The sequence below is a fragment of the Planotetraspora sp. GP83 genome (genome assembly GCF_041262585.1).
GTDB lineage: Bacteria > Actinomycetota > Actinomycetes > Streptosporangiales > Streptosporangiaceae > JAOEGB01.
This window is the reverse complement of record NZ_JBGCBZ010000012.1, coordinates 83,749-105,786: the sequence shown is the minus strand read 5'-3', so window position 1 is coordinate 105,786 and position 22,038 is coordinate 83,749. Positions and strand designations below refer to the sequence as shown.

Below are 22,038 nucleotides of genomic sequence, written 5' to 3'. Positions count from 1 at the left end.
GTTGTGCAGGGCTGCGCTCACGGGCGGTGCGCTGACCCGTGGCGGAGCGTGAAGATATGTGCGGGATTGACATGCGGGTCGAGACGCACGTAGTTGGCCTGCCGCCAACGGTACGACTCGCCCGACAGTTCGTCGTCCACGACGAACTCGGCTTGCCAGTCGAGACCGAGAGCGGGCATGTCCAGCCGGACAGTCGCCTCGCGGGTGTTATGCGGATCCAAGTTGACGACGGCCAGAACAACATCGCCTAGCCCGTGCCGTCGTGTGGCCGTGTCGTAGGCGCCGGGCAGTCGCTTGGAGAAGCAGATCAGGTCCGGCTGGTCGACGCTATGGAACCGTAGGTTACGCAATTCCTGGAGCGCCGGGTGGGCTCTTCTCAACAAATTGAGGCGCGTGATGAAGGGCGCGAGGCTCCGGCCCTCACGCTCGGCCGCCGCCCAGTCACGCGGCCTGTACTGATATTTCTCGCTATCGAGGTACTCCTCGCTGCCGGGCCGGACGGCCACGTTCTCCGCCAGCTCGTATCCCGCGTAGACGCCCCAGCTCGGCGCCATCAGGGCGGCCAGGACCGCTCTGATCTTGAACGCCGGAACGCCTCCATGTTGAAGGTACTCGTGGAGGATGTCGGGGGTGTTAACGAACAGGTTCGGGCGCAGGAAGTGCGACGTCTCGTGGGACAGCTCCGCCAGGTAGTCCTCCACGTCGGGCTTGGAGTTCTTCCAGGTGAAGTAGGTGTACGACTGGTGGAACCCGACCTTCGCGAGCGCCCGCATCATCGCGGGGCGGGTGAACGCCTCGGAGAGGAACAGCACGTCGGGGTCGGTGGCGCCGATGTCCGCGAGCAGCCGCTCCCAGAAGCTCACCGGCTTGGTGTGGGGGTTGTCCACCCGGAAGATCCGCACGCCGTGGTCCATCCACAGCCGGACCACCCGCTTCACTTCGGCGTAGATCCCCTCCGGGTCCTTGTCGAAGTTCAGGGGGTAGATGTCCTGGTACTTCTTCGGCGGGTTCTCGGCGTACGCGATGGTCCCGTCGGCCCTGATGTTGAACCACTCCGGGTGCTCCTTGACCCACGGGTGGTCGGGGGAGCACTGGAGGGCGAGGTCGAGGGCGATCTCCATGCCGAGCTCTCTCGCCCGGGCCACGAAGTCGTCGAAGTCCTCGAACGTGCCGAGGTCGGGATGGATCGCGTCATGCCCGCCGTCCTCCGAGCCGATCGCCCACGGCGATCCGGGGTCGTACGGCTCGGGGGTGAGGGTGTTGTTGCGCCCCTTGCGGAACTGCGTGCCGATCGGGTGGATCGGCGGCAGGTAGACGACGTCGAACCCCATCTGCGCGACGGCCGGCAGCCGCCTCGTCGCAGTCCGGAAATTTCCGGACTTGGGGGCGACGGCCTCTGCATCAAATGCGACACCGCCCGTCGTGGCTCCGGCGCCCACAGCCGGCGGCACCACGGCGCCCTCGGAGCGCGGGAAGAACTCGTACCAGGACCCGAACAGCGCCCGCCGCCGGTCCACCCGGATCCGGTTCCTGCCGGACCGCGTGACGAGGTCGCGCAGCGGATGCGCCGCGATCAGGGCGGCCGTCTCGGGGAGCTGCGTCACCGCGAAGCGGGCGCGCGGGTCCACGTCGTCATCGCGCAGCTTCGCCGCGACCGCCTGCAGCGCGCTCCGGTGGCCGCACGCCTGGCCGCCGTTCGCGCTCCGGCAGTCCGCCGCCCGTACGGCTCTCGCCGCCCGATCGAACAGCCGGGCGCCCTCCTCGCACATGAGGTCGGCGTCCAGGCCGCGCGGGATCTTGATTCCCGCGTCGTGCAGCCACGTGGCGATGGGGTCGCTCCACGCCTCCACGCGGAAGTGCCACAGCCCCTCGTCGGGCAGGTGCACCTCCACGCTCCACCGGTCGGTGCCCGGCGCGACCTCGCGCATGGGCATCAGCCGCCCCGGCGTCCCGCTCGGGTCGATCAGCACGACCCCGGCGGCCACCGCGTCGTGTCCCTCCCGGAACACGATGGCGCTGATCTCGAAGGTCTCACCGGCCGCGGCCTTCGCGGGCAGGCGCCCGCACTCGACGACGGGGTGGATGTCCTGGATTGGGATTCTTCCGATCATCGTCATTCAAGTTAGCGACGGCACACCCGGTGCCGCCGGAATTCGGCCCAAAAATTGATCTTCTTTATCGGCGGCCTCACGGAAGATCGCCGTCTTATCGGGCGATCTCATCCCTCTTGAGATCGCCGGTCTTGTCAGCGCTCTCATGCCCACTTCCCCGATCGGTTCTACCTTCACGTGGTTCCACGGGCAGATTCGGCTGTCTTCAACCTGACACTGCTGATCTGTACTGGTTCTTCTGGTTGGGCTGGTTGTGCTGATCTTGGTGATGCTCCGGTTGTGCCGGTTCCGGACAGCACAAGGAGAGACCCGTTGAGGGGCCTGCTCATCGCTCTTACAGGGGTTGCCCTAATAGTCCCCTCTTACCCGTGCGGATGAAAGACCGCGCGCCGTGTTTGGTTCGTCGCTCCGAGGAGAACGATCATTGACGAAGGCAAGCCGTACGATCTTGCTTGGCATCACCAGCACGAGTGTAGTTTGGTGAGGTTTGAGCCGGTTTGTAAGTGGTGAGAGCGCTATGCAGGAAAGCCCAGGGCACTGTCGCGCCGGCGGACATCCTTGGGCGGACAAGAGTGTTCCGGTCGCGCGTCGTGGCGCTGAGTAACTAGGGTCTGGCCCCGTGAGAGCAATCCGCAGGTTCACCGTACGCACCGTTCTTCCCGCCCCGCTCGCGGCACTTGGCGAGCTGGTCCAGAATCTCCGCTGGTCGTGGCACCCGGAGACCCTGGACCTGTTCGCCGAGGTGGACCCCGAGGTCTGGGAGCGGGTGGATCACGACCCCGTCGCGCTGCTCGGCGCCGTCGAGGCCGACCGGCTGCGCGAGCTGGCCCAGGACCGGCGCTTCCTCCGCAGGCTGGCGGACGCGGCCGACGACCTCCGCGAGTACATGACCGCCCCCCGGTGGTACCAGTCGCTCGACGGCGCGCCCGCGGCGATCGGTTACTTCTCGCCGGAGTACGGCATCGCCGCCGCACTGCCGCAGTATTCGGGCGGCCTCGGCATCCTGGCCGGCGACCACCTGAAGGCGGCCAGCGACCTCGGCGTGCCCATCCTCGGCGTCGGCCTGCTGTACCGGCACGGCTATTTCTCGCAGTCGCTGTCGGCCGAGGGGTGGCAGCTTGAGCACTACCCGTCGCTCGACCCCGGGGGCCTGCCGCTGACGCTGCTCCGGGAGGAGGACGGCTCGCCGGCCCGCATCCGGATCGGCCTGCCGGGCTCCCGCACGCTGCACGCCCAGATCTGGGTGGCCCAGGTCGGCCGGGTGCCGCTGCTGCTGCTCGACTCCGACGTCGCGGAGAACGACGCGGCGGCCAGGGACGTGACGGACCGGCTCTACGGCGGCGGGGGCGACCACCGGCTCATGCAGGAGCTGCTGCTGGGCGTGGGCGGCGTCCGCGCCCTCCGGGTGTACTGCCGCATCACAGGCCACCCCGAGCCTGAGGTGTTCCACACCAACGAGGGCCACGCCGGCTTCCTCGGCCTGGAGCGCATCCGTGAGCTCACCGAGGCGCGCCTGTCCTTCGAGGAGGCCCTCGAAGCCGTCCGCGCCGGCACGGTCTTCACCACGCACACGCCCGTCCCGGCCGGGATCGACCGGTTCCCGGCGGAGATGATCGCCCGGCAGTTCGGCGGGGACAACGCCTGGCCGACCGTGGGGGTCGAGCGGATCCTGGAGCTGGGCGCCGAGCCCGACGGCGTGGACGCCGACAAGGCGGTCTTCAACATGGCCGTCATGGGCATGCGGCTCGCCCAGCGGGTGAACGGCGTGTCGGAGCTGCACGGCCATGTCAGCCGGGAGATGTTCCAGGGGCTGTGGCCGGGATTCGACGTGGACGAGGTGCCGATCGGGTCGATCACCAACGGCGTCCACGCCCCCTCGTGGGTGGGCCGCGAGGTCATGGAGCTCGCGGGCAAGGAGCTGCCCGCGCTGATCGACAAGACCCAGGGCTGGGAGGGCGTGCAGAAGCTCTCCGAGGCCGACATCTGGGCCATCCGCAGCAGGCTGCGGGCCCGCCTGGTGACCGAGGCGCGCAAGCGGATCAAGCGGTCCTGGCGGGAGCGCGGCGCCACGGAGGCGGAGCTGGGCTGGGCCGACGAGGCGCTCGACCCGGACGCGCTGACCATCGGGTTCGCCCGCCGGGTGCCCTCCTACAAGCGGCTCACGCTGATGCTCTCCGACCCGGGCCGGCTCAAGAAGCTCCTCCTCGACCCCGACAAGCCGGTCCAGATCGTGATCGCCGGAAAGGCCCACCCGGCCGACGAGGGCGGCAAGAAGCTCATCCAGCAGATCGTGCGGTTCGCCGACCAGGAGGAGGTGCGGCACCGCATCGCCTTCCTCCCCGACTACGACATGGCGCTCGGCCAGCTCCTGGTGACCGGCTCCGACGTGTGGATGAACAACCCGCTGCGACCGCTGGAGGCCTGCGGCACCTCGGGCATGAAGGCGGCGCTCAACGGCGGCCTCAACCTCTCCATCCGCGACGGATGGTGGGACGAGTGGTACGACGGAAACAACGGGTGGGCGATCCCCAGCGCCGACGGCGTGGCCGATCCGGAGCGCCGTGACGAGCTGGAGGCGGCGGCCCTCTACGACCTGATCGAGCGCGAGGTCGCCGACCGCTTCTACGACCGGGCCGCCGACGGGCTGCCCCGGCGGTGGCTGGAGATGGTCAAGCACACGCTGAGCTCGCTCGGCCCCAAGGTGCTCGCCGGGCGCATGCTCCGCGACTACGTCGTGGACCTCTACACCCCCGCCGCCCGGTCCGCCGGCGCGCTCGCGGCCGACAACTTCGAGAACGCCCGGCAGTTCGCCGCCTGGAAGCTGCGGGCCGGCAAGGCGTGGCCCGGCGTCCGGGTCGAGCACGTCGAGGCCGCCGGGATCGGGGACACCCCCGAGCTGGGGGCGCGCCTGGAGATCCGGGCGACGATCGCGCTCGGCGAGCTGTCTCCGGACGACCTCCAGGTCCAGGCCGCCTATGGCCGGGTCGGGGCGCACGACGAGCTGATCGCTCCCACCTATGCGACGCTGAAGGCCGACTCGGTCGACGACGACGGCCGGGGCTACTACACGGGCGTCCTGCCGCTGGACCGCACGGGAGCCTTCGGCTACACGGTCCGCGTGGTGCCGTTCCACCCGCTGATGGCCTCTCCGGCGGAGCTCGGGCTCATCGCCGTACCGGAGGAGCCCGTCGGCATGACCAACGGCACGCTGCGATAGGACTGAACGGGTAGGACTCGCGCCCGGTCCGCGCGCCCAGTACGGGCATCCGGGCCGCGCGTGCAGACTGGGCATCCGGCACGCGTGTCCCGCATGAGCGTTCTGGACATGGGGAGAGGACACCCGGACCGCCGACACTTGGGGGAGTGATCAAATGGGAAGCGCGTGGACCTTCCAGGGCCAGCCGGCCGCTTTGGGGGCCACCACGGTGACGCTGATCGAGGGCAACTCGTTCTGCGTCTCCGCGCGGAACGGCGACATCACTCCCGGCGGCCCCCAGGGCGTCTACCACGCCGACACCCGGCTGCTGTCGCGGTGGGAGCTCAGGGTCGACGATGTGCCGGTCGAGCCGCTCCAGGTGATGGGGGCCGAGCCGTACCACGCCGTGTTCCTCGGCCGGACGCGGCCGAGGCCGGGGCGCGCGGAGAGCACCCTGATGGTGGTGCGCGACCGCTATGTCGGCGGAGGCGTCCGCGAGGACGTGACGCTGCGCAACCTCTCGAACGAGCCGGCGGGCTGCGTGGTGGACGTCCATCTCGCGTCCGATGTGGCCGACCTCTTCGAGGTGAAGACGGACCGGGTCACCCACATCCCGGATGTGGACATGGTCCCGACGGGGAGCGGCCTGCGGATCTTCTCCCCGAGCCGGTCGCGCGGCGTGACGATCACGGCGAGGGACTCCTTCGCCGTGCCCGGCCTGCTGTCCTTCCGGGTGGTCGTCCCGGCGCGGGGCGAGTGGAAGACCACCGTCCAGGTGAACCCGATCATCGACGGTGAGGAGTCGCAGGCCTGGTTCTCGGAGCTCCATCCCGTCGACCACGCCGAGCCGGCGGTGCGCCTGGCCGACTGGCACCGGCAGAGTCCCAGCCTGATCACCACGCATGCCGGGCTCGCCAAGGCGCTCAGGCGGTCGCGGGAGGACCTGGGGTCGCTGAGGCTGTTCGAGCCGGACCGTCCCGACGAGCCCCCGACGATCGCGGCCGGCGCGCCGTGGTTCATGACGCTGTTCGGCCGCGACTCCCTGCTGACCTCGTGGATGGCCCTGCCGCTCGACCAGTCGCTGGCCCTGGGCACCCTGCGCCGCCTGGCGAGGCTCCAGGGGACCACGGAGGATCCGCTCACCGAGGAGGAGCCCGGGAAGATCCTCCACGAGCTGCGGTTCGGCGTGCCGACAGGCGCCTCACTCCATGGCGGCGCCTGCTACTACGGCTCGGTCGACGCCACCCCGCTCTACGTCATGCTGCTCGGCGAGCTGCGCCGCTGGGGCATCCACCGCGAGGCCGTGGAGGGGCTGCTCCCGGCCGCCGACGCGGCGCTGTCCTGGATCGAGGACTACGGCATGCGCCGGGGCCCCTGCGAGGGCCTGCTGTGGTACCGCCGCATGACCGACCAGGGCCTGGTCAACCAGGGCTGGAAGGACTCCTTCGACGGGATCACCTTCGCGGACGGGACCATCGCCCGCGCGCCGATCGCCGTGGCCGAGGCGCAGGGCTACGTCTACGCCGCCTACATCGCCCGCGGGCACTTCGCCCACGAGATGGGCGACCACGAGGCCGAGCGCAAGTGCGTCGAGCGGGCCGGCCTCATCCGGGAGACGTTCAACGAGCGCTTCTGGCTGCCCGACCGGGGCTACTACGCCATCGGCCTCGACGGCGACGGCAGGCCGATCGACAGCCTGGCGTCCAACATGGGCCACTGCCTGTGGACCGGCATCGTGGACGAGGACAAGGCGGAGTCCGTCGCCCACCATCTGCTGTCCGACGAGATGTTCACCGGTTTCGGCGTCCGCACCCTCGGGTCGGACATGGGCGCCTACAACCCGATGAGCTACCACAACGGGTCGGTCTGGCCGCACGACAACGCTCTGATCGTGTCCGGGCTGATCCGCTACGGCTTTGTCACGGAGGCCCAGCGGGTCTCCATGGGCCTCCTGGACGCCGCCGAGGCGTTCGGCGGGCGCTTACCGGAGCTGTTCTGCGGCTTCGGCAGGAAGGAGTTTCCCGTGCCGGTGCCGTACCCCACGTCCTGCTCGCCGCAGGCGTGGGCGGCGGCGGCCCCGATCCAGGTGGTCCGCTCGCTGCTGCGGTTTGATCCGTGGATCCCGTACGGCCAGGCGTGGGCGGCGCCGGCACTACCGAAAGAACTCGGCGACCTGCGGATCACCGGACTGCCGCTGGCCGGCGCCCGCGTCGATCTCCTGGTCCGGGAGAACGGCGAGACGACGATCAGCGGGGTGCCCGAGGGCATCGAGGTGCATCTCGAGCCCCGCCCGCCGGTCAGCATGCTCATAGGACATCACGGGTAGCCGGGGGACACACGATCTGGAGGTCCCGATGGATGCGACAGACGATAAAAGCGGCTCATCCGGCGCGCTGCACGTCGCGATGGTGGCACCCCCCTGGTACGACATCCCGCCGCGAGGGTACGGCGGCATCGAGTCGATGACGGCCGACCTCGTCCTCGGCCTGACCCGGCGAGGTCATCGCGTGACGCTGATCGGCGCGGGCGACGGCGTCGACCTGCGCACGTACGAGCAGCCCCCCTCCGAGCGCATCGGGGACCCGATCCCCGAGGTGGCGCACGCGGCCAAGGCCGACAGGTTCCTGGAGGGCCTCCGGGCCGACGTGATCCATGATCACTCCCTGGCCGGGCCTCTCGGGGCCCGAGGCAGGTCCGCGCCGACGGTGGTCACCTGCCACGGCCCGGTCACCGGCGACATGGGGGAGTTCTACCGGGCGCTGAGCACGACCGTCGCGCTGGTCGCCCTCTCCTGGGCGCAGCGGGCCCACGCCCCCGACCTGAACTGGGCCGGCCGCGTGCACAACGCGGTGGCCGTGGACACCTTCCCGTTCGTGGACCGCAAGGAGGACTGGGTTCTCTGGCTGGGCCGGTTCCACCCGGACAAGGGCGCCCACCTGGCGATCGAGGCCGCGCGGGCGGCGGGCCGCCGCATCCTCCTGGCCGGCAAGCAGAGCGAGGACGTGGAGCGGGTCTACTTCGAGAAAGAGGTCAAGCCGCTGCTCGGCCCAGGAGCGGAATACCTCGGTGAGGCCGACGCCGGCCTCAAGCGCGAGCTGCTCTCCAGGGCCCGCTGCCTGGTGTTCCCCCTCCAGTGGGAGGAACCCTTCGGCATGATCATGATCGAGGCCATGGCCTGCGGCACGCCGGTCGTCGCGTTGAAGAGGGGATCCGTGCCCGAGCTGGTCGTGGACGGCGTGACCGGCTTCGTCCGCGACGAGCCGCCGGAGCTGCCGTCCGCCATCGAGGCCGCCGGTGAGCTCGACCCCGCCGCCGCGCGTGCCCACGTGGCCCGCCATTTCGACGTCTCGGTGATGGTCGAGGGATACGAGCGCGTCTACCGCAAGGTGATCTCGTCGGCGGAGGTCCGAAAACCCCGGCACCTGTTGCCGGTGGCCGCTGATCTATCGTGAGCCGAGCCAGTGTTACAGGACCGGCCGGTGGAAGGACGATGGTGTCATGGGTGAGTTCGTCAGCGTGGAGATCGCCGACCAGATCGCGACCATCCGGCTGGACCGGCCGAAGATGAACGCGCTCAACCGGCAGTTGCAGGAGGAGATCGCCGAGGCCGCCCGGCTCGTCGACGGCGACCCCGGCGTCAACGCGGTGATCCTCTACGGCGGCGAGCGGGTGTTCGCGGCGGGAGCGGACATCAAGGAGATGGCCGTCATGTCCTACGCGGACATGTCCGTCCACTCCCGTGTCCTGCAGGACTGCTTCACCGCCGTGGCCCGGATCGGCAAGCCGGTCGTCGCCGCGATCACCGGGTACGCCCTCGGAGGCGGCTGCGAGCTCGCGCTGTGCGCCGACTTCCGGGTCGCGGGGGAGAGCGCCAAGCTCGGTCAGCCGGAGATCACCCTCGGCATCATCCCGGGCGCCGGGGGGACTCAGCGCCTGCCCCGGCTCGTCGGACCGGCCAGGGCCAAGGACCTGATCTTCACCGGACGGCACGTCGACGCGGCCGAGGCCCTCGCCATGGGGCTGGTGGACCGGGTGGTCCCCGATGGCGAGGTCTACACGGCCTCGCTGGAGCTGGCCGCGACCTTCGCGGGCGGTCCCGCCGCCGCCGTCCGGGCCGCCAAGCTCGCGGTCGACCACGGGCTGGAGGTCGATCTCGACACCGGGCTGGAGATCGAGCGGCTCCACTTCTCCGGCCTGTTCGCCACCGAGGACGCCAGAGAGGGCATGACCGCCTTCGCCGAGAAGCGCCACCCGAGGTTTTCCGGCAAGTGAGTTCACCGGCCGCTGAAACCGCCGTGATCATGCAGGGTTTCCCGGGAAGCTCGGGGACGTGGGGTTTCCGGATCGTGATCATGCATGGATTCCATCGCACGCGGTCTGATCAGCGCCGACACTCTTGGTGATCACGCGGTGTCCGTTCGGCGGGCGCACCCTCGTCATGCATGTCAAGGCGTTCCGAAACCTGGAGACGCACTGTCGGCATCCCCACCGGGGCCGCGTAGTCCGATCTGTGCGAGGGCGTCGGGAATTGCGGCTATCGTGGCGATCCATGATGCGGTTGGTCATGCGGGCACTGGCTCCCTCACGCCTTCGCCGGGCCGTACGGTCCCGGACGGACGCGCGGTATGTCACCAAGACCGACCACCGGCAGGACATCAAGGACACCCTGTGGGAGATCCAGATGCTCCGCCGGGAGGTCGTGGCGTTGCGCGGCGAGGTGGACCGGTTGTGGCAGGCGGTGCAGACCGGGACGGGCCGGCCGTCCTCCGCCGTCAAGGGCGGCTCCGACCCCCGGGTCGCGGAGGCTCACCGGCTGGCGACCGAGACCGCCGAGGCGCTCGACACGGTGCTCCGGAACGAGGTGCGGATCTGGCAGGCCATCGACGGCCTGTCGGCCCGGCTGCCCGGCGACGGGCAGGCCGAGCGCGCGCCCGATGGCGCGCACATGGAGCAGGTCCCCACCGCCGGGCCCGTGGGGTAGGTCGCCATGCGCGTGGAGTGGACCTCTGACGCCGGCGTCTGGCGGCTGACCTTCCTTCTCGACCCCGAGGACGAGACCACGGGGACCTGTGCCGACGGGCAGCGTCTCGAACTGCGCACCAACACCTGTCACGTACGGCTCCCGCGCACGCGAGAGCCGTACGCGCATCCGGACCTGCTGGCCGTGGCGGCGTGGACGGTGGCCGCGCCGTGGACCAGGCGGAGGGTGACCTTCGATCGGCCGATCTCCGCCGGGCTCGCCGAGGCGTTCCGCGCCGGCTGGGGAGTGGACGCCGGGCCGGTCGGCGAGGAGGCGCGGGAGGGGACCCGCCTGGCGATCTCCTACAGCGGCGGCGCGGACTCGATGGCGGTGGCGGACGTCTTCCCCGACGCCCCGTTCGTCCACTTCGAGAGGGTGAGCCACCCCCGCGTGCCGAACCGCTGGACGCACTACCGCTCCGACGTGCTGGCGCGCCTCGCGCGGGAGACGGGCCGCGACGTGACGATCGTCCGCTCCGACCTGGAGTTCGTGCTCGACTTCCCTCGGCCGGGCTACCCCGAGCATCACGCCGTCGCCGCCGGGGCGCTCCTGCTCGCGGACGACATGGACCTGGGCGGCCTCGCGTTCGGCTACGAGCTCGGCTCCCGGTGGCTGGGCGGCGACCGGTACGTCCTGCGGTTCACGCCCGGCAACCCGATGTGGTCGGCCGAGGGTCCGTGGGGCCGCCTGTTCGCCGCGGCCGGGCTGCCGGTCGTGCTGCCCGTCGGCGGCGTCAGCGAGGCCGTCACGATGCGCATCGCGCTCGGCTCCGAGCTGCGCGACCAGGTGCGCTGGTGCCTGCGCGGGTCGGGGGACGGCCCGTGCGGGAAGTGCGGCAAGTGCCTGTACAAGGAGCTGATCCAGGCGGCCGTCGAGCGGCGCCCGCTCCGGACCTCCCTCACCGCCGGCAGCGGAGTCGCCCGCCGGTGGCAGGAGCCGCCGCCGTACGGTGGTCAGGAGATGATCGAGTACGGCTGCGCGCACGTGCCGGGCATCGAGAACACGCCGTTCGCCAGGGCGGCGGAGCACCTGGGGGCCACCGAGGAGTCCACCCGCTGGCTGGAGCGCTGCTACCCTCCGGCGATCGGCGAGATCCCCGAGCGATGGCGCAAGCAGGTCGAGGCCTACATGGTGGACAACGTGGGCCTGATGACCTCGGACGACGCGCGCCGGGTGGAGACATGGGGGGCAGGATGAAGATTTACCTCTCGGTGGACATGGAGGGCGTGACCGGCCTGACCGACCCCGAGGAGATGCACGCGGGCGGCCGCGGCTACGAGCGCGGCTGCGAGCTCATGACCGGGGACGCCAACGCGGTCGTCGAGGGCGCCTTCGACGGCGGGGCGGACGCCGTGCTGGTCAACGACGCGCACGGATCCACCAAGAACCTCAGGGTGGACCTGATCGACCCGAGGGCGACCCTGATCAGGGGGCCGGGCAAGCCGCACCGGATGGGGCAGGGGCTGTCGCGTGACTTCGCGGCGGCGTGCTTCGCCGGGTATCACGCCCGGGCGGGCGTCCAGCACGGCGTGCTCAACCACACCTGGATGGGCAAGGAGATCCAGAACGTCTACCTGAACGGCGAGATCTGCGGCGAGACGCGGCTGGTGGCCGGGTTCGCCGGTTCGCTCGGCGTGCCGGTGGCGCTCGTCACGGGGGACGAGGCGGTCTGCGAGGAGGCGCGCGAGCTGCTCGGCGACGTCGAGACGGTCGCGGTCAAGAAGGGCATCGACCGGTTCGCCGCCGAGTTGCTGCCCCCGATCGTCGCCCAGCGGAAGATCCGCGAGGCCGCCGCCCAGGCCGTGGGCAGGCTCGCCGACTTCCGGCCCTACGTGGTCGCTCCGCCGTACACGCTGGGGGTGGAGTGGAACTCCACGGCCATCGCGGCCGCGTGCGCGATCGTGCCGGGAGTCAAGCAGGTCGGGCCGAGGGACACGGAGTTCACCACGGACGACTACCACGAGATCATGGCGCTCTTCGGGCTCTTCTCCATGATCGGCGGCCGGATCTCGTGCGACAGCGGCGTGTACGGCTGACGCGGCCCTGCATGATCACGACTTGCGTTGGTGCTGGTAGGAGCGGGTGTCAGGGAGGTGGTGCATGATCACAGCGTGCGTCTGGGCTGATCGGGGCGGCCGAGCGGGAAGGTGTGCATGATCACGGCCGAGGGGTGGGCCGGTCGGGCCGGGTGTGCGGGAAGGTGTGCATGATCACCACCGAGGGTGGGGGGGTGACGCGGCGGGCGTTACTCGTGGGGGTGGGCGTGGCGGGCGGCGCCGGCGCGATGTACGCCGCCATGGGCGCCCTCGGGCTCGCCCCCGACCGGCAGCAGAAGGACTACGCGCCCCCGCAGCGCTCCGACTTCGCCCTCCGGGGCAGGGGAGCGGCCAAGGTCGTGATCCTCGGCGCCGGGGTCGCCGGGCTGGCCGCGGCCTACGAGCTGGGCAAGGCGGGCTACGACTGCACGGTGCTGGAGGCGCGCGACCGGGCCGGCGGGCGGAGCCTCACCCTCCGGGGCGGCGACCGGCTCACCGAGCTCTCCGGGGAGACCCAGGAGGCGCGGTTCGGCGACGGCGTCTACTTCAACGCCGGGCCCGCCCGCATCGCCCAGTGGATGGTCACCCTCGACTACTGCCGCGAGCTGGGCGTCCCCATCGAGCTGTTCGTCAACGACAACCCCAGCGCGTACGTCTACAACGCCGGGATGAAGGCCCCCGTCCGCGCCCGCACGGCCCGCGCCGACACCTACGGGTACATCAGCGAGCTCCTCGCGAAGGCCACGAACGACGGCGCGCTCGACAAGCGGCTCACCTCCGGCGACAAGGAGTTACTGCTCGACTTCCTGTCGGATTTCGGGGACATCGGGGAGCGCTTCGCCTACAGCGGATCCGAGCGCAGGGGCTTCCAGGCGAACCCCGGCGCGGACGCCCCCGTGCTCCTCGGCCCCCCGCCCGCCGTCTCCGAGGTGCTGGGATACGGCCTGGGCCGCTCGGTGGCCTTCCCCCTCAGCTTCGAGCAGGCCATGCCGATGTTCCAGCCGGTGGGCGGGATGGACGCGATCGCGCGCAAGCTCGCCGACGCCGTGGGCCGCGACCGGATCCAGACCTCCGTCGAGGTCAAGAAGATCACCAATGTGCCCGGCGGTGTCGAGATCACGCACAGCGGCGGTTCGACGACGGCCGACTACTGCGTGGCCGCCCTGCCGCCCCACGTCCTGGCGCGGATCCCCGGCAACCTCGGCGCCCAGGTGACCGGCGCGCTGCGGACTCCCCAGCCGGTGTCCGCGGGCAAGATCGGACTGGAGTACGGCCGGCGCTGGTGGGAGACCGACGACCGCATCTACGGCGGCATCACCGAGACCGACATGGACATCTCCCACATCTGGTACCCGTCGTACGGCTTCCACGGCCCGCGGGGGCTCGTCGTCGGCTACTACAACCTGGGGTCCGACGCCGACGCCTACGCCCGGCTGAAGCACGCCGAGCGGCAGAGCCGGGCGATCGACCGGGGCATGCGGATCCACGGCGGCAAGTACCGCGCCGAGCTGCTGTCCAGCGTGTCGATCGCGTGGCGGAACCAGCCCCACATCGAGGGCGCATGGGTGGCCTGGCCGTCCTACGAGAGCGGGTTCCGCCTTCTCCAGGGGCCCGCCGGGCGTGTCTATTTCGCGGGAGACTGGCTCACCCATCTGATCGCCTGGCAGGCCGGGGCCCTGGAGTCCGCCCGTAAGGTGGTCACGCAACTGCACGAGCGCGTGTTGAAGGAGGGCTGAATGCCACTCGACTGGGTTCCGGCCGCGGACAGGCTCGATCTGCTCGCGGAGCCGGTGGCCAAGGCCGTGGCGTCGGCGCAAGAGGCCAAGGTCGCGGAGATCGACCCGGAGCTGGCCGACACGGCCGCGTTCTGCGAGCGGTACGGCGTAGCGATGGAGGACTCGGCCAACTGCGTCATCGTCGCGGGGAAGCGGGGCGGCGAGACGCGGTACGCCGCGGTCATGGTGCTCGCCACCGATCGCGCCGACGTGAACGGGGTCATCCGGCGGCACCTCGACGCCCGGAAGGCGTCGTTCGCCCCGCAGGCCGACGCGGTCGAGATGACCGGAATGGAGTACGGCGGGATCACGCCGATCGGGCTTCCCCCGGAGTGGCCGGTCCTCGTTGACGAAAATGTGACCCGGCGGCCCTTCGTGGTGATCGGCAGCGGCGTTCGCCGCTCCAAGCTGGGACTTTCCGGTGAGGCGCTGGTGGCGGCGACGGGCGCGGAGGTCCTCGCCCTGACGATGTGACCACCATTTGGGAAACCGTGGCCCGTTCCCTGACGTTGTGCTTAGCAGGAATGTGGCGCGATGGTTCACTCATGGACGGTGTTTTAGTCGGTATGGTGCTTACGCCATGAATCAGGACGACCGACTGGGCCCGTACCGGCTGCTGCGGCGGCTCGGTGAGGGCGGCATGGGCGTGGTTCACCTCGCCCTCGACCCGCACGGCAGGCAGGTGGCCGTCAAGGTCCTGCGCTCCGAGGTCACGGGGGACGACGTCGCGCGCAGGAGGCTTTCGCGCGAGGTCGAGACCATGCGCAGGGCCCGCAGCCCGCACATCGCCGAGGTCGTCGACGCCGACGTCACGGGTCAGCGGCCCTACATCGTGACCCGTTACGTTCCCGGCCGGCCGCTCGACGAGATCATCAAGCAGGACGGGCCGCTCTCCGTGGACGCCCTGCTCAAGGTGGCGAACGGCGTGGCGCAGGCGCTGGCCGCGGTGCACGCCGCCGGCGTCATCCACCGCGACCTGAAGCCCGGCAACGTGCTGATGCTCGACGGCCAGCCCGTGCTGATCGACTTCGGCATCGCCCAGGCCGTGGACGCCACCCGCCTCACCCAGACCGGCATGTTCATCGGCACGCCCGGTTATCTGGCGCCCGAGATCATCGAGGGTCACGAGGCCGGGCCCGAGGTCGACGTGCACGCCTGGGCCGGGACGCTGCTGTTCGCCGCGACCGGCCAGCCGCCGTTCGGCAAGGGCACGCTGGAGATGATCTTCTTCGCCATCACCTCCGGCAAGGCCAACGTGGACGCCGCGCCCGCGCTGCTGCAGCCGGTGCTGCGGGCCGCCTTCCACCGGGACCCCGCGAGGCGCCCGACGGCGGCCGAGCTGGTCCAGCGGATCGGCGAACTGATGCCGCAGGGCCGCAGGCCCCGGGTCCCCGACGAGATCACCACCGTGCCCAACGTCGACGAGACGACGGGCCAGCCGGTGGTCCCCGATCCCGGACCCTTCGGTCACCGGTCCTCCGGGCCTTCTCCGCTCCCCGCGTACGGCGGCGCGCCGCAGGGGGCCGCCACGCCTCCCGTCCGGCCGATGACGACCCCGCCCGTCGCTCCCGTGGCTCCGCCGCCGCTCGTGCAGTCACCACCCGGCGAGGAGTTCGTGTCCCTCCTAAAGGACGCCCCAGCGGGGGGAAGGTCGGCCGATCCCTACCCGACCGTGCGGGTGACCGGGGAGGATCTGCGCAAAGCGGGTCTCGCCGGGGGCGCGGCCGAGGGAGACATCCCCACCTGGTTCCCCGGTCAGGGGGCTCAGCAGCAGGGGCCACAACAGGGGGCCCAGCAGGATCCACAGCAGGCTTCCGCCGAGGGCGACATCCCGACCCGGATGGCACCGCCGAAGCCGGCGGTCCAGCCGCCGTCCGCGTGGGAGACCCCGCAGCGGCGGCTGCCGGAGGGCGACGTCCCGACGAGGCGGGTGACCTCCGAGGAGCTGCGCCAGTCGGCCGCGCAGAACCAGGCGTTCTTCGAGCAGGCGCCGGAGCTCTACGAGAGGACGCCGCAGGTCCACCAGCCGCATCCGCCGACGCCGTTCCTGCCGACCGTCCGCGTGCCGCCCCCCACCGTGTCCTCTTCGGCGCCGCCCACGCTGCCGCCCGGTGCGTCTCCGTCGTCGGTGCCGTCCACGGTCCCGCCGTCGCCGCTGCCGGCGGGCGCGCTGCTGCAACGCTCGAAGGCGTACGGCGTGGCGAGCGCGCTGCTGCTCGTCGCCATGACGGGCCTCGCGGTCATCGCCCCGCTGCCGGTGTGCGTGCTCGCGCTTCCCGTGGCGGTGCTGCTGCGGGCCGCTGACATCGCGCAGCCGCAGCTCAACGCCCGGCGCCCCGCGGGCGCGGCGGCCACGGACGTGATCCGCGTGCTGAGCCAGCCCGCCGCCCTGATGAAGTCGATCGGCGTCACGCTCGCACTCGTGCCGTACGCGCTGGTCCTGGGCCTGCCGGTCACGCTGCTGCTGACGGTGCTGGTGATGGGGTCGAGGCCCGAACTCACCGCGCTGAGCTGGGGGATCGCGGTGGTGCTGTGGACGCTCTGCGCGGGGCCCGGGGTCCAGGGCCCGAGCCGGCAGGTGCGGCGGACTCTCGCATCACTGGCGCCGGGGAGCGGGGCCGCCGCCGGGCTGGCCTGGGGGATCGGGGCGGTCGCGACGGTGGTGGCGGCGATAGCCGTGGCCAGCGTCATGGGTAAACAAACTGCAGGGCACTTCTGGGGTTCCATCGACGTTTCCGACATAGTGCAACGTCTGACCGACCTGCGGGAACGGGCGGGGAACCAGTGACGGGGGACAACATGTCGGCTACCGAGGCTCCGGAAAGGATCGGCCCCTACCGGCTGCTGCGGCAGTTGGGAGAGGGCGGGATGGGCGTGGTCCATCTCGGGCTGGACGCGGAGGGTCGCGAGGTCGCCGTCAAGGTCCTCCACCCGCACGTGGCCTCGGACCTCAAGGCCAGGGACCGGCTGACCCGCGAGGTCGAGACCATGCGCCGCGTGCGCAGCAAGCGCGTCGCCGAGGTCCTCGACGCCGACCTCGCGGGCGCCATGCCGTACATCGTGACCAGGTACGCCCCTGGGCGGACGCTGGAGCAGACCGTCCTGGAGGACGGGCCGCTGGCGCACCGTGACGTCATCCGGCTCGCCCGCGGCCTGTGCGAGGCGCTGGTCGCCATCCACGCGGCCGCCGTCGTCCACCGGGACCTCAAGCCCGCCAACGTGATGCTCGTGGACGGCGAGCCGCTCGTCATCGACTTCGGCATCGCGCATCTGGTCAACGCCACCAGGCTGACCCAGACCGGCATGTTCGTCGGCACGCCGGGCTACCTGGCGCCGGAGATCATCCGGGACTCGGAGATCACGCAGGCGGCCGACGTGCACGCGCTCGCGGCGACGGTGTTCTTCGCGGCCACCGGCAAGCCGCCGTTCGGGTCCGGCACGTTCGAGTCGGTCTGTTACAACATCCTGGAGGGCAAGGCCCAGGTCGACCTCGCGCCCCCGTGGATGCGCGGCTGGCTCCGGCTGGCGCTCGCCACGGACGCCGGGTCGCGCCCGACCGCCGCGTCGCTGCTGCGGCTGTCGCGGGTGCTCGACCCGTCCGTGACGGTCTTCCAGGAGACCGCGGTCTCCCCGGCGGGCGGCGGCGGAACGAAGGTCCTCGACGGGTCGGCCGTCAACGGGCACGTCCCCGACGGGACGAGAGTCCTCGACGACGCCGCGTTATCCGGTCTTTCCGGTGCCTCGGCGGTTTCGGGTGTCCCGGGTGCTTCGGGGGTTTCCGGGGTTTCTGGTGCTTCGGGGGTTTCTGGGCCGCCGAACGGCACCAGCGTCCTCCCGGCCGGCGACACCTACTCCGACCTGCTCCCGCCGGTCAACTACGTCGCTCCCGAACGCTCACGCCGCGAGCCGCGCCCGCCGAAGGCGCGCCAGGCGGACTTCGCGCCTCCCCCGCAGGGCCGGGCCGGCTACCCGCCCGCGCACACGCCCGGGTACGTCCCGCCTCCGGCCGGTTACGCGCCGCCGGCCTACCAGCCACCGGGGGCGTATCCGCCGCCGCATCCCGACGCGCGGGTGGCGGGATATCCGGAACCTCAGGGCACGGTCTCGCCGCCGGGCAGGGCGGTGCCGACGGCTCCGCCGAGCCAGGCCAGGCCGTACGCGCCGGAACAGGACAGGCCGCGCTACCGCGCGGGACATCCGGTCCTGGCGGGCCTCCTGCTCGTCGCGCTGGTGGCGCTGGCCTGCCTGCTGCCGGTGACGGTGAGCCTGTTCGCCATCGTGGCGTCACTCTGCCTCAGGGTGGGCCACTACCTGCTCGGTGACCTGGCGGAGCGCCGCTCGGTCCGGGGAAGCAGCGGCAGCGACCCGCTCCTGGCCGTGCTGGGCACGCCATGGGCGCTGATCAAGGCCGCGCTCGCCACGCTCGTCCAGGTGCCGCTCGCGGCGATGTTCGGCATGTGCGTGTGGGGCGGGCTGGTCTATCTGGGGCGGATGGGCACCGACCCGGCCGCCGCCTACGCCGCGGGCGCCTTCGTGGCCGGGCTGTTCATCCTGCCCGGAGGCGGAGCCCCCCGGAAGGCCGTCGCCAGGACGCTGACCTCGGTGATCCGCAGCCCGGGCGCGGGCATGGTCGTCACGATCGCGGTGGGCACGCTGGCGCTCTTCGCCGTCATGACGGCACTGTCGGCGGACGCCTCGTGGGCGCCCTGGCGGCCGCCGTCGGTGGTCCTCGACCACATCGTCACCGACCTGACGCAGAAGGGTAAGAACACGGTCGTCAATCTGATCGGCGGCGTCATCGGTGACCTCCTGGACAGAATCGGCCTGAGCTTCCTGCACTTCTGGGGCTGACCAGGCCGTCGGCGCCGCGAGGCGAGAGGGGAGCGGGATGGGCCCGTCGGAACACGCACCAGCCCCTGCGACCCTGGGCCCCTACCGCCTGCTCTCGCCGCTCGGCTCGGGCGGGTTCGGTGAGGTCCATCTCGCGCTCGACCCCGAGGGGCACACCGTCGCCGTCAAGGTGCTCCTCCCGCACGTCGCCTCCGACGCCTTCGCGCTCACGCGGCTGGCGCGCGAGGTCGAGACCATGCGGCGGGTGCGCGGCCCCCACGTCGCCGAGATCCTCGACGCCTCGCTGACCGGGCCCCGGCCGTACATCGTCACCCGCTACGTCCAGGGCCGCGCGCTCAGCACGGTGATCGCCTCGGACGGCCCGGTCCGCGACGACGATCTCGTACGGCTGGCGCGGGGCCTGGCCGAGGCGCTGGAGTGCATCCACGGGGCCGGGGTCGTCCACCGGGACCTCAAGCCCGCCAATGTGATCATCGCCGACAGCGAGCCGTACGTGATCGACTTCGGGATCGCCTGCGCGCTGGAGTCCGCCTCCGTCACGGCGTCGGGGGCGGTCGTCGGCACCCCCGGCTATCTGGCCCCGGAGGTGCTGGAAGGCCACGACGCAGGGCCGGAGTCCGACGTGTTCGCCCTGGCGGCGACCCTGGCCTTCGCCGCGTCGGGGCGGCAGCCGTACGGGACCGGACCGGCGGCGGCGATCGCCTACCGGGTCGTCCACCGCGAGCCGGACCTGTCCGGCGTCCCCTCCTGGCTAGGGCCGCTGCTGGCGGAGTGCCTGCGGACCGATCCCGCCGAGCGGCCGACAGCACCGCAGCTCTCCGCCCGCCTCGGCGTCGTCGCGCCGCCCTTGGCCAAGCCCTCCCGGTCTCGTGCGGAGACGGGGTGGGGGAAGCCGGTCCATCTGCCGGCTCATGCCGATCACTTCGAGCCCGCCTCGCAGGGCGGACATCACTTCGAGCCTCTTCCGGGCGTACGGCACCCGCTCGACCGTCTCCGCGACGCCGAGGTGACCGCCATGGGATCGGTCGCCGACGCCCGCACCCGCGAGTGGAGGCCCGGCGACAGGAAGCGATCCATCGAGGACGCCCGCGCCCGGCATCGCGCGAAGCTGCACCGCCGCTGGGTGCTCGGCTCCAGCGTGGTCGTCGGCCTGTTCGCCGCCGCCGCCCGCCGCTACCTACCGGAGGTCTCGCTCCTGCTGCTCGCGCTGTACGGCACGGTCGTCGTGATCGACGTGGGGCTCGGCCTGCTGGCCAAGTCGCGGTCGCGGGTGATCGTGGACGCCATGGGCGGAGTCGGCGTCGTCGCCGTGTGGGCCCTGCTGAGCACGCTGTTCAGCACTACGACCCTCCTCTTCGCCGTCGGCACCGTCCTGTTCCTCCTCATCGCCCTCGTCTTCGCCAGCTAGACCTCCAGCTAGACCTCCAGCTAGACCTAAGGAAAGACCTCCGCGGCGGTGACACAGAGGGTCTTCGCGTCCGCGTTGACGATGGTCTGCCTGGCGGCGACGGCGTAGCGGAGGTCCCCAGGGGTCTTGGTCAGGTGGGCCGCCTTGGAGGCGAGGTCCGCCTTGAGCCGGCCGGCGTTCACCTTCTTCGCCTCGCCGGCGAGGACGGGAGTCCTCGACCTGCCACTGAGCGCCACCGCGTCGATCTGGTGCTGTCCGTCCCCCTGCCACCATGGGCCGATGGCGACCACCTCGGGGCCGATCTCCCGTGCGCGGTGCCTGAGGTGGTCGCGGAAGGCGTTCTCCCAGGGGTCGCCCATGTGGTCGTCCAGGGACGCCATGAGCACGGGAAGCACTGTTCGGCCGCGACTCCCTGCTGACCTCGTGGATGGCCCTGCCGCTCGACCAGTCGCTGGCCCTGGGCACTCTGCGCCGCCTGGCGAGGCTCCAGGGGACCACGGAGTGTCGGTAAGCGGCCGCGGTGGGGGGAGGGATGGATCTGGAACATAGTTCGGTATCGTGGAGCGCGGCGGGACTTCCGGTGGGCCGGCCCCGAGCTTCGGATGCGGGCTTCGGGCATGGCTTCGGGTATGGGCTACGTCACGTTGCCCGGGCCGTAGGTGACCGGAGGTTTGCGCCTAAGCTACTCGTGGGTAACATGGCGTGGGGGACCAGGGAGCGCTGCATCACCCGGGCCACCCGCTGTCATTACGCTTACGAGCGCCTGGCAGTCTTGCAGCACGTGTCCGTACCCCACGGGCACGTACCGAATACCGCGGCGTCAGCCGTACGGAAAGGGGAGGTCGGCCACCGGCCATGAACATCGTCGTCTGCGTGAAGCAGGTCCCCGACACGGCGACCGAGCGCAAGCTGAGGTCCGATGACAAGACGCTCGACCGCGACGCCGCCGACGGCGTCGTGAACGAGCTCGACGAGTACGCGGTCGAGGAGGCACTGCGGCTCAAGGAGGCCCACGGGGGAGAGGTGACCGTTCTCACCATGGGCCCCGCCAAGGCGACCGAGACCATCCGCAAGGCCCTGGCCATGGGTGCGGACAAGGCCGTCCACCTGAGCGACGACGCGTTGCACGGCTCGGACGCCCTGTCGACCTCCTACGCCATGGCGCAGGCGCTGAAGAAGATCGGGTTCGACCTGGTCATCCTCGGTTCGGAGTCCACCGACGCCCGCACCGGCGTGCTCGCCGCGATGCTGGCCGAGCGGCTGGGCACTCCCCAGCTCACCCTGGCCAACAAGGTCGAGGTGAACGGGTCGGCCATCGCGATCCAGCGCATCACCGACTACGGCTTCGACAAGGTGGAGGCCTCGCTGCCCGCCGTCGTGTCCGTGGTCGAGAAGATCAACGAGCCGCGGTACCCGTCCTTCAAGGGCATCATGGCCGCCAAGAAGAAGCCGGTCGAGACGCTCGGCATCGCCGACGCGGAGATCTCCGCCGACCAGGTCGGCCTGGCGAGCGCCTGGAGCGAGGTCGTGGAGTTCGCCGCCGCTCCGCCTCGTGCGGCGGGCACGGTGGTCAAGGACGAGGGCGACGGTGGCGCCAAGGCCGCCGAGTTCCTCGCGTCGAAGAAGTTCATCTGAGGGGCT

Annotated in this window: 15 protein-coding genes; 13 read left to right on the top strand and 2 right to left on the bottom strand. The window is 71.1% G+C overall.

From position 1 onward, the window contains the following. Positions 1–17: 17 nt before the first annotated feature. A complete protein-coding gene (locus tag ABH927_RS18480; RefSeq protein WP_370023109.1) occupies positions 18–2,111 on the bottom strand; it encodes an alpha-1,4-glucan--maltose-1-phosphate maltosyltransferase in 2,094 nt (697 codons plus the stop codon). A 619-nt stretch (positions 2,112–2,730) separates the two neighbouring features. Here ABH927_RS18480 and glgP point away from each other — a divergent pair. The 12 genes from glgP to ABH927_RS18420 all read left to right on the top strand — a co-directional run bounded on the left by glgP (position 2,731) and on the right by ABH927_RS18420 (position 20,397). Continuing rightward, the gene (gene glgP / locus ABH927_RS18475; protein ID WP_370023106.1) at positions 2,731–5,328 is read left to right on the top strand and encodes an alpha-glucan family phosphorylase; all 2,598 of its coding nucleotides are present in this window, start codon (positions 2,731–2,733) and stop codon (positions 5,326–5,328) included. 154 nt (positions 5,329–5,482) lie between these two features. Continuing rightward, entirely contained in the window at positions 5,483–7,633 is a 2,151-nt protein-coding gene (locus ABH927_RS18470; RefSeq protein ID WP_370023104.1) for a glycogen debranching N-terminal domain-containing protein, read from the top strand. A gap of 28 nt (positions 7,634–7,661) precedes the next feature. Then, positions 7,662–8,759, top strand: coding sequence for a glycosyltransferase family 4 protein (locus ABH927_RS18465; protein ID WP_370023102.1), 1,098 nt, complete (start codon positions 7,662–7,664; stop codon positions 8,757–8,759). 46 nt (positions 8,760–8,805) lie between these two features. Next, positions 8,806–9,579, top strand: a complete 774-nt coding sequence (locus tag ABH927_RS18460; RefSeq protein WP_370023100.1) for an enoyl-CoA hydratase/isomerase family protein — start codon at positions 8,806–8,808, stop codon at positions 9,577–9,579. Positions 9,580–9,856: 277 nt separating this feature from the next. Continuing rightward, entirely contained in the window at positions 9,857–10,288 is a 432-nt protein-coding gene (locus ABH927_RS18455) for a hypothetical protein (RefSeq protein WP_370023098.1), read from the top strand. 6 nt (positions 10,289–10,294) lie between these two features. After that, the gene (locus ABH927_RS18450) at positions 10,295–11,524 is read left to right on the top strand and encodes a DUF6395 domain-containing protein (protein WP_370023096.1); all 1,230 of its coding nucleotides are present in this window, start codon (positions 10,295–10,297) and stop codon (positions 11,522–11,524) included. Continuing rightward, the gene (locus ABH927_RS18445; protein WP_370023094.1) at positions 11,521–12,363 is read left to right on the top strand and encodes a M55 family metallopeptidase; all 843 of its coding nucleotides are present in this window, start codon (positions 11,521–11,523) and stop codon (positions 12,361–12,363) included. The genes ABH927_RS18450 and ABH927_RS18445 overlap by 4 nt, the downstream gene beginning before the upstream one ends. Before the next feature lie 170 nt (positions 12,364–12,533). Then, positions 12,534–14,099 carry a flavin monoamine oxidase family protein gene (locus ABH927_RS18440; RefSeq protein ID WP_370023092.1) on the top strand — a complete coding sequence of 522 codons (1,566 nt, stop codon included), beginning with the start codon at positions 12,534–12,536 and terminating at the stop codon, positions 14,097–14,099. After that, complete coding sequence (locus ABH927_RS18435; RefSeq protein WP_370023090.1) at positions 14,100–14,612, top strand: YbaK/EbsC family protein; 513 nt, start codon at positions 14,100–14,102, stop codon at positions 14,610–14,612. It begins immediately after the preceding gene. A 106-nt stretch (positions 14,613–14,718) separates the two neighbouring features. Beyond that, positions 14,719–16,926, top strand: a complete 2,208-nt coding sequence (locus ABH927_RS18430) for a protein kinase domain-containing protein (RefSeq protein WP_370023088.1) — start codon at positions 14,719–14,721, stop codon at positions 16,924–16,926. An 11-nt stretch (positions 16,927–16,937) separates the two neighbouring features. Next, complete coding sequence (locus ABH927_RS18425) at positions 16,938–18,989, top strand: protein kinase domain-containing protein (protein ID WP_370023086.1); 2,052 nt, start codon at positions 16,938–16,940, stop codon at positions 18,987–18,989. Positions 18,990–19,026: 37 nt separating this feature from the next. Then, positions 19,027–20,397 carry a serine/threonine-protein kinase gene (locus tag ABH927_RS18420; RefSeq protein WP_370023084.1) on the top strand — a complete coding sequence of 457 codons (1,371 nt, stop codon included), beginning with the start codon at positions 19,027–19,029 and terminating at the stop codon, positions 20,395–20,397. Positions 20,398–20,423: 26 nt separating this feature from the next. Here the strand turns inward: ABH927_RS18420 and ABH927_RS18415 are convergent, their stop codons facing one another. Continuing rightward, the gene (locus ABH927_RS18415; protein ID WP_370023344.1) at positions 20,424–20,777 is read right to left on the bottom strand and encodes a DUF234 domain-containing protein; all 354 of its coding nucleotides are present in this window, start codon (positions 20,775–20,777) and stop codon (positions 20,424–20,426) included. Between the two features lie 475 nt (positions 20,778–21,252). Here ABH927_RS18415 and ABH927_RS18410 point away from each other — a divergent pair, with 475 nt between their 5' ends. Continuing rightward, positions 21,253–22,032 carry an electron transfer flavoprotein subunit beta gene (locus tag ABH927_RS18410; protein WP_370023083.1) on the top strand — a complete coding sequence of 260 codons (780 nt, stop codon included), beginning with the start codon at positions 21,253–21,255 and terminating at the stop codon, positions 22,030–22,032. The last annotated feature ends 6 nt before the right edge of the window (positions 22,033–22,038 follow it).

Coding starts and splice junctions, on each gene's coding strand:
- ABH927_RS18480 (WP_370023109.1), bottom strand. CDS start 2,111: ATGATCGGAAGAATCCCAATCCAGGACATCCACCCCGTCGTCGAGTGC.
- ABH927_RS18470 (WP_370023104.1), top strand. CDS start 5,483: ATGGGAAGCGCGTGGACCTTCCAGGGCCAGCCGGCCGCTTTGGGGGCC.
- ABH927_RS18465 (WP_370023102.1), top strand. CDS start 7,662: ATGGATGCGACAGACGATAAAAGCGGCTCATCCGGCGCGCTGCACGTC.
- ABH927_RS18460 (WP_370023100.1), top strand. CDS start 8,806: ATGGGTGAGTTCGTCAGCGTGGAGATCGCCGACCAGATCGCGACCATC.
- ABH927_RS18455 (WP_370023098.1), top strand. CDS start 9,857: ATGATGCGGTTGGTCATGCGGGCACTGGCTCCCTCACGCCTTCGCCGG.
- ABH927_RS18450 (WP_370023096.1), top strand. CDS start 10,295: ATGCGCGTGGAGTGGACCTCTGACGCCGGCGTCTGGCGGCTGACCTTC.
- ABH927_RS18445 (WP_370023094.1), top strand. CDS start 11,521: ATGAAGATTTACCTCTCGGTGGACATGGAGGGCGTGACCGGCCTGACC.
- ABH927_RS18440 (WP_370023092.1), top strand. CDS start 12,534: ATGATCACCACCGAGGGTGGGGGGGTGACGCGGCGGGCGTTACTCGTG.
- ABH927_RS18435 (WP_370023090.1), top strand. CDS start 14,100: ATGCCACTCGACTGGGTTCCGGCCGCGGACAGGCTCGATCTGCTCGCG.
- ABH927_RS18430 (WP_370023088.1), top strand. CDS start 14,719: ATGAATCAGGACGACCGACTGGGCCCGTACCGGCTGCTGCGGCGGCTC.
- ABH927_RS18425 (WP_370023086.1), top strand. CDS start 16,938: ATGTCGGCTACCGAGGCTCCGGAAAGGATCGGCCCCTACCGGCTGCTG.
- ABH927_RS18420 (WP_370023084.1), top strand. CDS start 19,027: ATGGGCCCGTCGGAACACGCACCAGCCCCTGCGACCCTGGGCCCCTAC.
- ABH927_RS18415 (WP_370023344.1), bottom strand. CDS start 20,777: ATGGCGTCCCTGGACGACCACATGGGCGACCCCTGGGAGAACGCCTTC.
- ABH927_RS18410 (WP_370023083.1), top strand. CDS start 21,253: ATGAACATCGTCGTCTGCGTGAAGCAGGTCCCCGACACGGCGACCGAG.